The sequence below is a fragment of the Vibrio navarrensis genome, assembly GCF_000764325.1.
GTDB classification, from domain to species: Bacteria; Pseudomonadota; Gammaproteobacteria; order Enterobacterales; family Vibrionaceae; genus Vibrio; species Vibrio navarrensis.
The window spans coordinates 276,844-292,137 of sequence record NZ_JMCG01000002.1 but is presented as its reverse complement, the minus strand read 5'-3'; the positions used below and the strand labels follow the sequence as shown (position 1 = coordinate 292,137).

Here is a 15,294-nt window from a genome sequence, read left to right as displayed (position 1 = left end):
TATTTGAGAAAGTGGCACTTTAAGTGCCACTTTCTTTTTTGGAGCAAGAACGGCGCAAAATAGGTGTTTTCTCTGTTCTTGTCTCAACTCTTGCATGCAAAGGAATACGCATATGAAAAAACTGTTCCTTATTTTGGCTGCGTCTATCGCGGTTGTCGTGATTGCAGTGATAGCGCTAGTGACCTTAGTGAACCCCAATCAATTTAAACCGCTGATCACCGAACAAGTGGCCAAGCAAACGGGTTTAGAGTTGGTGATTGAAGGTGACATTGAATGGCAATTTTTTCCTTCGATTGGTTTTGCTCTAGGCAAAACGGAATTAAAGAATCCTCAGGGCTTTTCTCAAGAAAACTTATTTAAAGTTGAGAACGTTGGGATCGATATCTCGGTGATGCCTCTGCTCGATAAAGTCTTGCAGATTGGTGATGTTCGCCTTGATGGTGCGGAATTTCATTTAGAGACGCGTAAAGATGGGCAAAAGAATATTGATGCGTTGACTCAGCAACAAAAAACGCAGCAAGAGACGGCTCAACAAGAGGTGATCTCGGAGCCCCCTGCGGATGCTCCACAGCAAGCTAGCGTGGCGGCAGAGTGGCGTATTGAGCTGGCAGGGATCACGGTGAGCAATGCCAAACTCGTTAACCAAGATAGACAAGCGGGTACTTCACTTGAACTCTATGATGTGAATTTCTCACTTTCAGAGTTTGCCTTTGAGCAATGGACTAAAGCGGAGTTTTCAGCCAAAGGAAAAAACAACCAGCAACAGTTCAGCGCAAACGGCAAGCTAGAGTTTCAGTTGGCGCAAGATTTCTCTTCTTATGCTCTGCGCAATATTGAGCTGAACAGTCAGTTTAGCGATCCAGCCACGAAGATGGATAGCATCAAGTTGGTGCTGGACACGTTCGAGTTTGATAAAGACAACGCACTGACCTTTGCAGTCAAAGGCCAAGCATCCGGTATGGACCTTTCGGCCAACGGCTCGGCGCAGTTGCATGTGGATGCGGCAATCAGTACCGTGATGGTGAAGGCATTCCAGTTGGAATCTCAACTCGATGGGGAATCACTGCCTCAATCACCGATGAAGGTGGCAATGAGCTCTGAGGTGACCTTTGATGTGCCGCGCAGCCATTTATCGCTTGTGCTTAATAAACTGACCGCCAACGCCATTGCTTTAGACGGTAAAGCCGATGTGACGTTAGCTGAGATTCCCCAAGTGCGTTTTTCGCTGCACAGCCCAGAGATTGATCTCGATGAATTTCTCGGCCTAACCAAGCCATCGCAAGAAACGGCAAGCACAAACAGCAGCAATGACAAAGAAGCGCATCCAGAGGTAAACAACGACGTTGAGCCTGATCTGAGCGCGTTAAAAACGTTGGATGTGATCGGTCAAGTAAACATTGATAAGTTCAAAGCCAACAATGCCAAGCTGCAAAATGTCATCACCAAGTTCACTGTGAACCGTGGTATCGCGACCTTAGATCGCTTTGATGCCAATCTCTATCAAGGCTCTATCAACGCCAGTGCGAAACTGGATGCCCGCCGATCACCCGCCACTTATAGTGTGAAAAAGCGCATCAAAGGTGTCCAAGTGCAACCGCTATTGGTAGATGTGGCACAAAACGACAAGCTGGAAGGTACGGGTAATATCGATGTTGATGTCAAGGGTGCAAGCTTAACGCCAAGCGGTATTCAGAAAAACCTTGTCGGTACAGTTGAAATCAATTTTGCTGATGGTGCCGTCAACGGAATTAACGTCGCGCAGATGATTCGTGAAAACTACGCCAAGATTAAAGGTGAAAAGTTAGACGCGACCGATGGAGTACAAAAAACCGACTTCAGTTCAATGACGGCAACGTTGACGTTGAACAAAGGCAAGGTGACAACCAATAACATGCACATGCAATCTCCGCTACTGCGTATTCGTGGGAAAGGAGAAGCAAACTACATCAATCAAACGGTTGATTTTACGGTCAGTACTTCCATTGTTGGCACGTTAGAAGGTCAGGGTGGTAAGGATATTGATGAACTGAGAGACGTGACAATTCCTATCAACATTTCAGGCAGTTGGGCGGATCCAAAATTCAAGCTAGTGTTTGACGATGTGCTCAAGCAGAAAGCGCAAAAAGAGATCGACCGCGGAGTCGAGAAGTTGACCGATAAGATCAAAGATGAAAAAACCAAGCAAGCGGTGGATGGATTGTTAAAAGGACTGTTCAACTAAACGCAATAAGTAAATTAAACTAAACACAATAAGGGCGACCATTAAGTCGCCCTTATTGCAAGCGATGTGTGACGAGGAAAAGGCTACCAATCAACCCCTTTCAATGCTTTGATACCGGATTCAAAAGCGTGTTTCACATTTCTCACTTCAGAGACAGTGTCCGCCATTTCGATCAGAGTGCGATGTGCACCGCGCCCGGTGATCACCACCGATTGCATGTGAGGACGCTGCGCTAGCGCATCCACCACATCATCTAAATCAATATAACCATAGCTGACCATGTAGGTGAGTTCGTCAAAAAGAAGCACGTCTAGTGATTCATCTTTGAGCATGCGCTTGCACTCTTGCCAAACTTGCTGTGCGGCTTGGGTATCCGTCTCTTTGTTTTGAGTTTCCCAAGTAAAACCGGTCGCCATGACTTGAAACTCAACGCCTAGTTTTTCCAGCAAATTGCGTTCGCCATTGTCCCAGGTCCCTTTAATAAATTGCGCCACTGCGCATTTTTTGCCGTGGCCGACGGCACGAGCAATGGTGCCAAAGCCGGAAGTGGACTTGCCTTTGCCATTGCCTGTGATCACCAGTAACAAGCCTTTTTCTTCCTGTGCGGCGGCGATTTTGGCATCGACTTGCTGTTTAATTTTCTGCTGTCGTTCCTTATGGCGACTCTCTTTGTTCTCTTCCGAGTGCATATCAACTCCAATAATATTTACCTTTTCGCCATAGTAACGGAAAACCTAACTACAAAGTACTTGTAATCATTAGGGTTAAATAGAAATGGTGCACGCTAAAAAGCATTTTCTTTAGAAAAATGTTGTCGCTTGTTAGAGTCAGAGTTTGAAAGAAGGCGATTACCAAGGATGAAGCGATGAAAAAACTATTGGTTGTATGTATGGGAAACATTTGCCGCTCTCCGACGGCTGAAGCGGTACTGCGCGCTAAAGCAATGAATCTGGGTATGGAGGTAGAAATTGATTCAGCGGGGACGATTGACTATCACAGTGGATTGCAGCCAGACCATCGTTCTCGACGCGCTGGAGAGAAAAGAGGCTACTCGTTCCAAGGAGTTCGAGCGCGGCAAGTGAGAGGAGAGGATTTTGCGTACTTTGATATGGTCTTTGCGGCAGATAAGGCAAATCTTCACGATCTTTTTGCGATTTGTCCTGCGCAGTACCAGCATAAGATTTCGCTCTTTTTGAGCCATTGCTCTTGCGAGCATGATGAGATCCCTGATCCCTACTATGGTGGTGATGCAGGGTTTGAGCAGGTGCTGGATCTGATTGAACAGGCGGCAGATGCCATCTTGGAAAAGTGCAAGAACTAGAAGCTCAAATAGCAAAAGGGCTACTGTTCAGTAGCCCTTTGAGTTAGAGAGGTTAGATTAGCTTGTCGATTGCGGCTTTGCCATTTCAGCAGAAGCTTGGCTGGTTGCCACCTGACTACCGGCACCGCGTTGAACGTAACGCTCAGAGCGGAACGCGGCTGCGACGACGGTAATCTCACGCAACTCCTGTGGACCAGGCGCTTTGGTCATCGGCGCAAAGGCATGTGGCTTAGATAGCGCACTCACCGCTTGCTTTTCCAGCTTGGGCTGAGTTGCCTCTACCGGTGCTTCGACTTTGACCAGATTCTCTGCCGATTCCTCTTTGCTTTCTACCTGAGAAGAAGTCGTTTCCAGAGTCGTCACTTCAGCATTAGTTTCATCAACCGTTTCTTCAACGGCAACCGAAACCTGTTCAGCCGTTTCTTGAGCTGATTCGTTCACAGCTTCCACGTCTGCTTGTGATGTAGGTTCCTTTGCTGCAACGAAAGATTCTTCTGCCACAATGACAGCTTCTTGTGCATCGACAGGCGTTGCCACTTGCTCAATAACTTCAACAGCCGCTTGGTTGTGCTGAACAGAGTCTGCTTTCTGCTGTTCATGGTTGTCACGTCGAACAATAACTTTACCCATGGCGAGTTCTGGGCAAGCAACACCACCTTGTAAAACCACTGCTGATTTGACAACGGTTTCTGTCACAGGCTCTTTCGCGACTTGCTCTTTCTTCGCAACTGGTTTTGGAATGTAGCGCGGCATTACCTTACCCATTGCCATTTCTGGTGACGCAACACCACCTTTACGTAGGCGGAAAGGATTTGGACGGCGGTCACGACCACGACGACGGCGTTGCCCGCTGGCACGAAGATGACGTGGCGAACGACGATTGCGGCGTGGTTTCGCCTCTTTATCTTCGTCTTGCTCATCGACATTGTCTGTATCAATGGTTGCGGCGGTTTGAAGCGCTGCTTCAACTGGCGTAGCAACGAAACTTTCGTTTTGCTCTAGCGCAGGCGTCGCAGCCAATACGTTTTCTTCTACCGTTTCGTCTTGAACCTGATCTTTCACGCGTACAGATTTGTTCAGTTTACGACGCTGACGACGCTCTTTAACTTTCTCTGCCTTCACATTAGCTTTAACAGAATCCAGCTTCTGTGCCCCTTGTGCTTCTGAAGCGAGCTGTAAACCTTTTTCCGCGACTTTAGGGTTCGCTTTGTTTTCTACAGGTGCTTCTGCTTTCACCGGAGCCGCTTTCGGCTTACGCTTTTGTTGTTGGCGCGGTTTCGCGTTTTCATCTTGCGTGGACTCTACGGTAGCACTCTCGTCACGTGGCTTACGGCGACGTTTGTTGTCACGAGGTTCACGGTTGTCACGAGGCTCACGACTGTTAAGACGGCGATCATTACGATCGTGACGTTCACGTTTCTGACGTTTGTCGTCTTTTTCGCCTTCGCTTTGCGTCTGCTGTTTCTCTGTCTCAGCTTTGTCTTGTGCAGAGCCAAACAGGAAGTTACCCAGCGCACTAAAGAAGCGGCTAAACAAGCCTGGCTGCTGTGGCTGAGGTTGAGCTTCTACTTCTTTCACTTGTGGTGCTGGTTTTGGTGCAGGCGCCGATTGCGCCGGAGAAGCGAAACCTTTCAAAACAGGTTCTTCAATGCGTTTCGACTTGAATTCTGTTTCTGAACTCTCTTTTCCTTCCGCTTCTTTCATTGCTTCCAGTTTCTTCGGTAGCAAGTAAGAAAGCAGATCCACCTCTTCGCCTTCGCGTACACGGATCACTTCAAAGTGCGGTGTTTCCATGTCGGAGTTTGGCACCACAGTGATCTTCACTTCTTGAATGCGTTCAATGTGGTTCACTGAGCGACGTTTTTCGTTCAACAGATAAGAAGCAATCGGTACAGGTACCACAGCCAATACTTGGGCGGTATTGTCTTTCAGTGCTTCTTCTTCAATTAAACGCAAAACAGAAAGCGCTAGAGATTCGTTATCGCGAACCACACCTGTGCCGCTACAACGAGGACAAATATGATGGCTTGCTTCTGCTAAAGAAGGGCTCAAGCGCTGACGCGACATTTCCAGCAGACCAAAGCGTGAAATGCGGCCAATTTGTACGCGTGCACGATCGAGACGTACCGCTTCTCGCAAACGGTTTTCCACTTCGCGTTGGTGGCGCACTGGTGTCATATCAATGAAATCGATCACCACCAGACCACCTAAGTCACGCAGACGCAACTGGCGAGCGATTTCGTCGGCTGCTTCTAAGTTGGTGTTTAGAGCGGTTTCTTCAATGTCGCCGCCTTTAGTTGCACGGGCAGAGTTGATATCAATTGAAGTCAGTGCTTCTGTTGGATCAATAACAATAGAACCACCAGAAGGTAGGCGCACTTCACGTTGGAATGCGGACTCGATCTGGCTTTCAATTTGATAGTGACTGAAAAGCGGCACTTCACCATCGTACTTCTTCACACGGCTGATAAAGTCTGGGCGAACCAGTTGAATGTGCTCTTTGGCACGTTCAAAAATGGTGTTGCTGTCGATTAAGATCTCACCAATGTCGCGACGTAAATAATCGCGGATAGCACGAACAATGACGTTACTCTCTTGGTGGATCAAAAACGGTGCTGGATTTGATTCAGAAGCGTCTTTGATTGCCGCCCAGTGATTGAGCAGTACATTTAAATCCCACTCGAGTTCTTCTGCACTTTTGCCTACCCCTGCGGTGCGGACAATCAAGCCCATACCTTGTGGTAGTTCGAGTGTGCTTAAGGCCGTTTTGAGATCGGTTCTCTCGTCACCTTCGATACGGCGAGAAATACCACCTGCTCGAGGGTTATTTGGCATCAGCACTAAGTAGCTGCCCGCCAAAGAGATGAACGTGGTTAAAGCCGCGCCTTTACTACCACGCTCTTCTTTCTCGATCTGTACGATCACTTCCTGACCTTCTTTTAGCACTTCTTTAATGCTCGGACGGCCTTGGTAGGTGTAACCATCAGGGAAGTATTCTTTGGCGATTTCTTTGAGAGGGAGGAAACCGTGTCGCTCAGCACCGTAATCGACGAATGCGGCTTCTAAGCTTGGTTCAACGCGTGTGATACGCCCTTTATAGATATTTGCTTTCTTCGATTCATGCCCAGGACTCTCGATATCCAAATCGTAAAGTCGCTGGCCATCAACCAAAGCGACACGCAACTCTTCTTTTTGAGTTGCGTTAATCAACATTCTTTTCATTGAAAATTTCTCGTTGTCTTTATCTTTTGTTGTCTTTTGTCTCTGTCACAAAGTTCGCTATCTCATGGTGCCTGATCCCGTGGTTTACAGATTGCAGCCTCCCGGCTGGAGGGGGATGCTCTAGGGCACGTCAGTCATCACAAACAACATCGGTTGCCTGTGAGCCGCATCAATATCGGTAATTACTCAACATGAGTGTGCGATGAGTAGTGTGACAGTTATGTTGATGTTGAGATGTCTTACGCCAGTTGCCGCATTCAAACGTCAACAAACTACTCGGTGTGCTTGTGGACAAACGGTCGGTTATATACAAGTAATCAACCGGACCTACCTTCGCAGTCGTGAACTATAGCAGTGCGACGGAGTATCAGCAATCGCCTTTGACGCAAACGTTGAAAGTTTTTAGCTTGAGTTCAATTTTACCTATTGCCGCTGTTGGCTTTATAAACAATTGGTGGGTGATTAGTAACCTGTGGGTAACTTTATTGTTGGGAGAACAAAGCGAGAACGAACCTTATGGCGCAGATAGGTAAATTTTGTCGTTAAGGGAAAAGAAAGACTCTGTGAACTTAAGCCCGTTTACGTTTACAATAGCGCCATGAACGAAATCAGAACGAAAGTCCAATCCGTCGAAATCGATGAGGATATGGCTGGTCAACGCATTGATAATTTCTTGCGTAACCAATTAAAAGATGTCCCTAAAAGCATGATTTATCGAATCGTGCGTAAGGGAGAAGTGCGAGTAAACAAAAAGCGCATCAAAGCAGAGTACAAGTTGCAAGCTGGCGACGTGGTACGTATTCCACCCGTAACGGTGGAAGAAAAAACACCAGAAGTCGCACCCAGCACCAAACTCAACCGGGTAGCAGAGCTTGAGCAGCAGATTATCTTTGAAGACGATCACTTGTTGATCCTTAATAAACCCTCTGGCACGGCGGTACACGGTGGTAGCGGTTTAAAATTTGGTGCGATTGAAGCGCTACGAGCGTTAAGACCGGAGGCGCGTTTTTTAGAGCTGGTGCATCGTATTGACCGTGACACCTCTGGAATCTTACTCGTGGCTAAAAAGCGCTCTGCATTACGACATTTGCAAGCGCAGTTTCGCGAAAAAACAGTTAAGAAGTATTATTTCGCGTTGGTGATGGGTGAGTGGAAAAACAGCTGTAAGGTGGTTAATGCTCCACTGTTGAAGAATGAAGTGAATAGTATCGTTCGCGTTAATCCGAATGGCAAACCTTCTGAAACACGCTTTAGTGTGCTGGAAAAGTTTACCCAGGCGACGTTAGTGCAAGCGAGTCCGATTACCGGCAGAACGCATCAAATTCGTGTCCATACACAGTACAGCGGCCATCCTATTGCGTGGGACGATCGATATGGTGATCGCCGATTTGATGCTTACACAGGTCAACATGGCTTAGATCGTCTGTTTCTGCATGCGGCCAACATACGTTTTGTGCACCCGGCTACCGAAGCGTCAATGGAGATCAACGCGCCGATGGGTGAGCAGCTAGAGGCGGTGCTAGCCTCTCTTCGAAGTGAGAAAAAGGGATGATGGTCATCCCTTTATTCTGATTATCCCAGTACTTTACATCCGTGTTTTTCCAGTATATCGACCAGATCAATGAGAGGCAGCCCGATCAAGGTGTTGGGATCTTTGCCCTCTAACCGTTCAAACAGCGCAATGCCTAATCCTTCACTCTTGAAACTGCCAGCGCAGTAAAAAGGTTGTTCTACATCGACATAGTATTCAATTTGTGCTTGGGAAAGCTGGCGAAAGTGGACGCGAAAGGTATCTAGCTTGCTCAGCGTTTGTCCAGTTTGGCTGTTAAATACGGCTAAACCGGTATAGAAATCAATGCTTTTACCACTTTGTGAGAGTAGTTGTTGTATAGCCTGCTCTCTAGAGAGTGGCTTGCCAACAATTTCTCCACCAATCACGCAGACCTGATCGCTGCCAATGACTAAGCTTGGTTGGGTCAGTGAACAAGATTCCGCTTTGGTTTGTGCCAATCGTAAAACCAGATCTTGTGGAGATTCGCTTGGCAAAGGCGTCTCATCACAAATTGGCGATTGGGTCGTAAAGGGCAGCGACAGTTTTTCAAGCAGTTGCTGGCGAAATGGCGAGGTAGAGGCTAAAACTAGTTGGTAATTTTCCATTTTAATTTACAATTTGGCAGAGCATTTTTCCTAGCATAACGGATCAAAAGCGACCCTTGCTAATGCTCTGTATAGCAAGCGCAAAAAAGTATAACTTTTTTGCCTTTTTCTTTGACTAATTTCTATTTGGAAGATAATATTCGCGCCCTATGCAAAAGGTAAAAATACCGCGAACGGTGGATCCGGCGAAGGCTGCTCAAAAAAGATTGGATTACGATGGTATCATCCAAGCCAGTCTGTTTAAGCGTCTTGCTGAAATGACCGAAGGCGTAAAACGCGACGCAGAAGTCTATTTGTCATTTGAGATAGATGAACAGCGACTGGTTGTTATCTCTGGTAAAGCTAACATCGAAGTCGATTTAGAGTGTCAACGTTGTAATGAGTCATTCACACATCGCTGTGAAGTAGAGTTCACTTACACTCCCTATTACAGTGAGAAAAGTGAGCAAGATGCCCCAGAATGTTACGATTTGGTAGATCTTAACGAGTACGGAGAAGTCGATCTCATTCAATTGGTTGAAGACGAGTTCATTCTAGAATTACCTCAAATTGCCATGCACGATGAAGCGGATTGCAGCGTTGATTCAAATAACATGGTATTTGGCGATATTCCTGAAGAAATTGAGGAAAGCAAACCAAATCCGTTCGATGTTTTAAAAAGCTTAAAGCAATAAGCTTTACGCTGAACCCATAACATAGGAGTAGGGTCAATGGCCGTACAACAAAACCGTAAAACACGTTCAAGACGTGGTATGCGTCGTTCACACGATGCGCTAACTACAGCAGCTCTATCTGTAGACGCGACTTCTGGTGAAACGCATCTACGCCACAACGTAACCGCTGAAGGTTACTACCGTGGCAAAAAGGTTATCAACAAGTAAGGTTGACCTTTGCAAAGTATTACCGTTGCACTTGATGCAATGGGCGGGGATTTTGGTCCTCGCGTCACAGTGCCTGCCGCCGTGCAGGCACTGTCTCATTTCCCAGAGCTAAAAGTGATTCTCACAGGTGATCAACCTTTGATCACAACTCAACTTTCCCGATTAGGTTATAAACCTGACTCTCGTCTGACTATCCGGCATTGCAGTCGTGTAATCTCTAACTCGGAAAAACCTTCTCTGGCACTTCGTAACAGTCAAGACAGTTCGATGCGTTTGGCGATTGAACTGGTTTCTGATGGTAAAGCGGATGCCTGCGTCAGTGGTGGTAACACCGGCGCTTTAATGGCCTTATCTCGTTTTATTCTCAAACTACTGCCTGGCATAGACAGACCTGCATTAGTGTCTGCATTACCCACCGTGTCCGCTGGCCGCAGTTGGATGCTGGACTTAGGGGCGAACGTCTCTTGTGATGCTGACAGTTTGTTTCAGTTTGCGGTGATGGGGGCTGCGCTCGCCGAAGAGCACCTGAATCGTGTACCCAAAGTAGCAGTATTAAATGTGGGTGTTGAGGAGATTAAAGGTAACGATGTGGTCAAACGTTGTGCCGAATTACTTTCCCAAACCGACGCGGTCAATTTTGTCGGCTTCATTGAGGGAAATCAGATTCTACAGAATGTGGCCGACGTGATTGTCTGCGATGGTTTTGTCGGTAACGTTTGTCTTAAGGCGAGTGAAGGCACCGCTCAGCTCTTTATTGAAAAAATAAAAAATAGCATGGCGACTTCGTCTATAAAGGGTTGGATAGCTAAAAAACTGCTTTCTGGGCTATTTTATGAATTAAAAACACTGAACCCCGACCAGTATAACGGCGCAAGTTTGCTAGGATTGCGCGGCATTGTCATTAAAAGTCATGGAAGTGCTGATGTATCTGCGGTTGTTAACGCCATAGGCGAAGCAGTACACGAGGTCAAACGACAAGTACCAAGCCGGATAAGCGATCGTTTGGAAGCGGTTTTACTCGAGAGGCATTATTAGTCTTCATGTATAGCAAAATTTTAGGTACTGGCAGCTACTTGCCATCTCAGATCCGCACCAACGCTGATCTCGAGAAAATGGTAGAGACGAGTGACGAGTGGATTGTGACTCGTACAGGCATCAAAGAACGTCGTATTGCGGCAGAAAACGAAACTGTTGCGGATATGGGTTTCTATGCCGCTGAACATGCCATTGAGATGGCCGGCATTGATAAACATGACATTGATCTCATCATTGTCGCGACGACTAGCGGTAGCCATACTTTCCCTTCATCTGCGTGTCAGGTTCAGGCAAAGCTTGGCATTAAAGGCTGTGCAGCATTTGATCTCGCCGCCGCCTGTTCCGGTTTTATTTATGCACTATCGGTCGCCGATCAGCATATCAAAACAGGGATGTGCAAGAATGTCCTTGTAGTGGGTTCAGATGCGCTGTCAAAAACGTGTGACCCGACCGATCGTTCAACCATTATTCTTTTTGGTGATGGTGCGGGTGCGGTGGTATTAGGCGCAAGTAACGAACCAGGGATACTCTCGACACACATTTATGCCGATGGTGAATTTGGTGATTTACTTAGCCTTGAAGTACCTGAGCGTGGCAAAGACGCCAACAAATGGCTGCATATGGCGGGTAATGAAGTATTCAAGGTAGCAGTGACGCAACTGTCTAAGCTGGTGAAAGACACCCTGGACGCTAACGGCATGCATAAATCTGAGTTGGATTGGTTAGTGCCACATCAGGCGAACTACCGAATCATCTCAGCAACGGCGAAAAAGCTTTCGATGTCTTTGGATCAAGTGGTTATTACCCTAGATCGCCACGGGAACACCTCTGCCGCCACGGTGCCGACAGCATTAGATGAAGCGGTACGCGACGGCCGCATTAAGCGTGGTCAGACATTATTGCTCGAGGCTTTTGGTGGTGGTTTTACCTGGGGTTCGGCCCTAGTACGCTTTTAATTAAGAGTTTCATATTAAAGTCGTCAAATTGCAACGACTTCCCCTTATTTTGCTTTGGTTAAGGAAAATTGCTATGAGCAAGTTTGCTATTGTATTCCCAGGTCAGGGCTCACAAGCTGTAGGTATGCTTGCTGAACTTGGCGAACAATACGACATCGTAAAAGAGACTTTTGCGCAAGCCTCAGAAGCGCTTGGTTATGACCTTTGGTCTTTAGTGCAAAATGGCCCTGCGGAAGATCTCAATCAAACTTTTCGTACCCAGCCTGCTTTGCTGGCCTCATCTGTCGCGATCTGGCGCATATGGCAGCAATTAGGTCTTGCGCAACCTGCGAACTTGGCAGGTCACAGCCTAGGTGAGTATTCGGCGTTGGTCTGTGCGGGTGTTATCGACTTTAAACAAGCGATCAAACTGGTTGAACTGCGTGGGCAATTGATGCAAGAAGCGGTTCCTGCAGGTACCGGTGCGATGTATGCGATTATCGGTTTAGATGATGACGCTATTGCAAAAGCCTGTGAAGAAGCCGCGCAAGGTGAAGTGGTTTCTCCAGTGAACTTCAACTCTCCGGGTCAAGTGGTGATTGCGGGTAGTAAAGATGCGGTAGAGCGTGCGGGCGTGCTGTGTAAAGAAGCGGGTGCCAAACGTGCTTTGCCTCTACCAGTTTCTGTACCATCGCATTGTGCGCTGATGAAGCCTGCGGCAGACAAGCTGGCTGTTGCACTCGAAGCTCTCGAATTTAATGCCCCGCAGCTTTCGGTTATCAATAACGTCGATGTGGTTGCAGAAACCGACCCTGCGAAGATCAAAGATGCCCTTGTTCGTCAGCTTTACAGCCCAGTTCGTTGGACCGAAAGCGTAGAGCTAATGAGCAATCAGGGTGTGGAGAAATTACTTGAAATGGGTCCCGGTAAAGTATTAACCGGTTTGACCAAACGCATTGTTAAGTCTCTAGAAGCGGCAGCGGTGAACGATATGGCTTCGCTGGACGCTGTAAAATAATAAGGAAAACCAATGACAGACTTATTGAGTTTAAGTGGCAAAGTTGCCCTAGTGACAGGCGCAAGCCGTGGTATTGGCCGCTCGATTGCGGAAACCTTGGTTGAACGTGGTGCAACCGTTATCGGTACTGCGACATCAGAAAGTGGCGCAGCCGCCATTTCTGAATATTTAGGCGAAAATGGCAAAGGTTTTGCGTTAAATGTCACCCAAGCTGAGTCAATTGAGGCTACACTAAAGGCCATCAACGATGAGTTCGGTGCGATTGATATTTTGATCAATAATGCAGGTATCACGCGTGATAATCTGTTAATGCGCATGAAAGATGACGAATGGAGTGACATTATGGACACTAACCTTACGTCTATCTTCCGCCTGTCAAAAGCGGTTATGCGTGGCATGATGAAAAAGCGTGATGGTCGCATTATCAACGTCGGCTCTGTTGTTGGCACTATGGGTAATGCAGGGCAGGCAAACTACGCAGCCGCTAAAGCAGGTGTGATCGGCTTTACCAAGTCTCTCGCACGTGAAGTAGCATCGCGTGGTGTGACAGTGAACACGGTTGCCCCTGGTTTTATCGAAACCGACATGACTCGTGCGCTCAATGATGAACAACGTGCCGTCACTTTGGCGAATGTACCAGCAGGTCGTCTTGGTGATCCTCGTGAAATCGCTGAAGCTGTGGTATTTTTGGCGTCGCCAGCGGCGGCTTACATCACTGGCGAAACACTTCATGTGAATGGCGGTATGTATATGGTTTAAATTTTGTGCAGCATCTGTGCATGATTTAGGTCAAATATGTAATGAAAATCGGTTAAAATCGCGTAAATTGTGGTTTGACCAGAAAAGTTAGCCTTGCAACTTTTAATAGATTGAATAAACTACGGAAAACATCGCATAAAGCGAACTCTGTAAAGGAAAAGAAAAATGAGCAACCTCGAAGAACGCGTAAAGAAAATCATTGTTGAACAACTAGGTGTTGACGAATCTGAAGTGAAAAACGAAGCTTCTTTCGTAGATGACCTAGGCGCGGATTCTCTAGATACCGTTGAGCTAGTAATGGCACTAGAAGAAGAATTCGACACTGAGATTCCAGACGAAGAAGCTGAAAAGATCACAACTGTTCAAGCTGCTATCGACTACGTGACTGCTAACGCAGAGTAATAGTCTCTCCCAGGCGGTCACCTAGACCGCCTGTGTTTTTTCCAACTTCTTCTATCCTCCCATAGAAACTCAATTCCCGGAGAATTATATCGTGTCCAAGCGTCGTGTAGTTGTCACTGGCATGGGTATGTTGTCACCGGTCGGCAACACTGTAGCAGATTCATGGAAAGCCCTGCTGGAAGGCAAAAGTGGTATCGTCAATATCGATCATTTCGATACAACTAATTTTTCTACCCGTTTCGCCGGTCTGGTAAAAGACTTCAATTGCGAAGAGTACATGTCTAAAAAAGATGCTCGTAAAATGGATTTGTTTATCCAGTACGGCATCGCAGCAGGCATTCAGGCTCTGGATGACTCAGGTCTGGAAATTAACGAGCAGAACGCACATCGTGTTGGTGTGGCGATTGGTTCTGGCATCGGTGGCCTTGATTTAATTGAAACTGGCCATACCGCTCTAGTCGAGAAAGGCCCACGTAAAGTGAGTCCGTTCTTTGTTCCTTCAACCATCGTTAACATGGTTGCGGGTAACCTATCTATTATGCGTGGTATGCGTGGTCCGAATATCGCTATCTCTACCGCGTGTACAACTGGCCTGCACAATATTGGTCACGCTGCGCGTATGATCGCTTACGGTGACGCCGACGTTATGGTCGCTGGTGGTGCAGAAAAAGCATCAACACCGCTTGGCATGGCTGGTTTTGGCGCGGCGAAAGCGTTATCGACCCGTAATGATGAGCCACAAAAAGCGTCTCGCCCTTGGGACAAAGACCGTGACGGTTTTGTGCTGGGTGACGGTGCTGGCATCATGGTATTGGAAGAGTATGAACACGCTAAAGCACGCGGCGCGAAGATTTACGCTGAACTGGTTGGCTTTGGCATGTCTGGTGATGCTTACCACATGACCTCTCCGAGTGAAGATGGTTCGGGCGGCGCACTGGCGATGGAAGCGGCGATGCGTGATGCTGGAATTGTCGGCACACAAGTTGGTTACGTGAATGCTCACGGCACATCAACACCAGCTGGTGATGTGGCGGAAATCAAGGGTGTTAAGCGTGCTCTTGGTGAAGAAGGCGCGAAACAAGTTAAAGTTTCTTCAACTAAGTCAATGACTGGGCACCTTTTAGGCGCCGCAGGCTCGGTTGAGGCTATCATCACGGTGATGTCATTGGTTGATCAGATTGTTCCACCAACCATCAACCTGGATAACCCAGAAGATGGATTAGAGATTGACCTCGTGCCGCATGTTGCACAAAAAGTGGAGATGGAGTACGCCATCTGTAACTCTTTCGGCTTCGGTGGTACTAACGGTTCTCTGATCTTTAAGAAAATCTAAGTGCTTTAGA

The 15,294-nt window shown here is 47.3% G+C and carries 14 protein-coding genes; 11 read left to right on the top strand and 3 right to left on the bottom strand.

The features are described from left to right. The first annotated feature begins 112 nt into the window (after window positions 1-112). The gene (locus EA26_RS15655) at window positions 113-2,221 is read left to right on the top strand and encodes an AsmA family protein (RefSeq protein WP_039429847.1); all 2,109 of its coding nucleotides are present in this window, start codon (window positions 113-115) and stop codon (window positions 2,219-2,221) included. Window positions 2,222-2,304: 83 nt separating this feature from the next. On the opposite strand, the gene cobO is transcribed toward EA26_RS15655, so the two are convergent. Beyond that, window positions 2,305-2,910, bottom strand: a complete 606-nt coding sequence (gene cobO / locus EA26_RS15650) for a cob(I)yrinic acid a,c-diamide adenosyltransferase (RefSeq protein WP_039429844.1) — start codon at window positions 2,908-2,910, stop codon at window positions 2,305-2,307. Window positions 2,911-3,086: 176 nt separating this feature from the next. On the opposite strand from cobO, the gene EA26_RS15645 reads away from it, so the two are divergent. After that, complete coding sequence (locus EA26_RS15645) at window positions 3,087-3,542, top strand: low molecular weight protein-tyrosine-phosphatase (RefSeq protein WP_039429841.1); 456 nt, start codon at window positions 3,087-3,089, stop codon at window positions 3,540-3,542. Between the two features lie 57 nt (window positions 3,543-3,599). Here the strand turns inward: EA26_RS15645 and rne are convergent, their stop codons facing one another. Continuing rightward, a complete protein-coding gene (gene rne / locus EA26_RS15640; RefSeq protein ID WP_039429839.1) occupies window positions 3,600-6,764 on the bottom strand; it encodes a ribonuclease E in 3,165 nt (1,054 codons plus the stop codon). 598 nt (window positions 6,765-7,362) lie between these two features. Here rne and rluC point away from each other — a divergent pair. Beyond that, window positions 7,363-8,316 carry a 23S rRNA pseudouridine(955/2504/2580) synthase RluC gene (gene rluC, locus EA26_RS15635; RefSeq protein WP_039429837.1) on the top strand — a complete coding sequence of 318 codons (954 nt, stop codon included), beginning with the start codon at window positions 7,363-7,365 and terminating at the stop codon, window positions 8,314-8,316. A 20-nt stretch (window positions 8,317-8,336) separates the two neighbouring features. Here rluC and EA26_RS15630 read toward each other — a convergent pair whose 3' ends face one another. Further along, the gene (locus EA26_RS15630; RefSeq protein ID WP_039429834.1) at window positions 8,337-8,921 is read right to left on the bottom strand and encodes a Maf family protein; all 585 of its coding nucleotides are present in this window, start codon (window positions 8,919-8,921) and stop codon (window positions 8,337-8,339) included. Between the two features lie 149 nt (window positions 8,922-9,070). Here EA26_RS15630 and yceD point away from each other — a divergent pair, with 149 nt between their 5' ends. The 8 genes from yceD to fabF all read left to right on the top strand — a co-directional run bounded on the left by yceD (window position 9,071) and on the right by fabF (window position 15,284). Beyond that, entirely contained in the window at window positions 9,071-9,595 is a 525-nt protein-coding gene (yceD, locus tag EA26_RS15625; protein ID WP_039429832.1) for a 23S rRNA accumulation protein YceD, read from the top strand. 36 nt (window positions 9,596-9,631) lie between these two features. After that, window positions 9,632-9,802, top strand: a complete 171-nt coding sequence (gene rpmF, locus EA26_RS15620) for a 50S ribosomal protein L32 (RefSeq protein ID WP_039429829.1) — start codon at window positions 9,632-9,634, stop codon at window positions 9,800-9,802. 9 nt (window positions 9,803-9,811) lie between these two features. Beyond that, complete coding sequence (gene plsX, locus EA26_RS15615; RefSeq protein ID WP_039429823.1) at window positions 9,812-10,837, top strand: phosphate acyltransferase PlsX; 1,026 nt, start codon at window positions 9,812-9,814, stop codon at window positions 10,835-10,837. 5 nt (window positions 10,838-10,842) lie between these two features. After that, the gene (locus tag EA26_RS15610) at window positions 10,843-11,793 is read left to right on the top strand and encodes a beta-ketoacyl-ACP synthase III (RefSeq protein ID WP_039429821.1); all 951 of its coding nucleotides are present in this window, start codon (window positions 10,843-10,845) and stop codon (window positions 11,791-11,793) included. A gap of 73 nt (window positions 11,794-11,866) precedes the next feature. Then, on the top strand, window positions 11,867-12,790 hold the full coding sequence (gene fabD / locus EA26_RS15605) for an ACP S-malonyltransferase (protein ID WP_039429819.1): 924 nt from the start codon (window positions 11,867-11,869) through the stop codon (window positions 12,788-12,790). Between the two features lie 24 nt (window positions 12,791-12,814). After that, entirely contained in the window at window positions 12,815-13,549 is a 735-nt protein-coding gene (gene fabG / locus EA26_RS15600; protein ID WP_039431599.1) for a 3-oxoacyl-ACP reductase FabG, read from the top strand. Between the two features lie 165 nt (window positions 13,550-13,714). Continuing rightward, entirely contained in the window at window positions 13,715-13,951 is a 237-nt protein-coding gene (gene acpP, locus EA26_RS15595) for an acyl carrier protein (protein WP_039429816.1), read from the top strand. A 91-nt stretch (window positions 13,952-14,042) separates the two neighbouring features. Next, on the top strand, window positions 14,043-15,284 hold the full coding sequence (gene fabF, locus EA26_RS15590) for a beta-ketoacyl-ACP synthase II (RefSeq protein WP_039429813.1): 1,242 nt from the start codon (window positions 14,043-14,045) through the stop codon (window positions 15,282-15,284). Window positions 15,285-15,294 lie beyond the last annotated feature (10 nt).

Coding starts and splice junctions, on each gene's coding strand:
- EA26_RS15655 (WP_039429847.1), top strand. CDS start 113: ATGAAAAAACTGTTCCTTATTTTGGCTGCGTCTATCGCGGTTGTCGTG.
- fabD (WP_039429819.1), top strand. CDS start 11,867: ATGAGCAAGTTTGCTATTGTATTCCCAGGTCAGGGCTCACAAGCTGTA.
- rne (WP_039429839.1), bottom strand. CDS start 6,764: ATGAAAAGAATGTTGATTAACGCAACTCAAAAAGAAGAGTTGCGTGTC.
- EA26_RS15645 (WP_039429841.1), top strand. CDS start 3,087: ATGAAAAAACTATTGGTTGTATGTATGGGAAACATTTGCCGCTCTCCG.
- EA26_RS15630 (WP_039429834.1), bottom strand. CDS start 8,921: ATGGAAAATTACCAACTAGTTTTAGCCTCTACCTCGCCATTTCGCCAG.
- cobO (WP_039429844.1), bottom strand. CDS start 2,910: ATGCACTCGGAAGAGAACAAAGAGAGTCGCCATAAGGAACGACAGCAG.
- EA26_RS15610 (WP_039429821.1), top strand. CDS start 10,843: ATGTATAGCAAAATTTTAGGTACTGGCAGCTACTTGCCATCTCAGATC.
- rpmF (WP_039429829.1), top strand. CDS start 9,632: ATGGCCGTACAACAAAACCGTAAAACACGTTCAAGACGTGGTATGCGT.
- acpP (WP_039429816.1), top strand. CDS start 13,715: ATGAGCAACCTCGAAGAACGCGTAAAGAAAATCATTGTTGAACAACTA.
- yceD (WP_039429832.1), top strand. CDS start 9,071: ATGCAAAAGGTAAAAATACCGCGAACGGTGGATCCGGCGAAGGCTGCT.
- rluC (WP_039429837.1), top strand. CDS start 7,363: ATGAACGAAATCAGAACGAAAGTCCAATCCGTCGAAATCGATGAGGAT.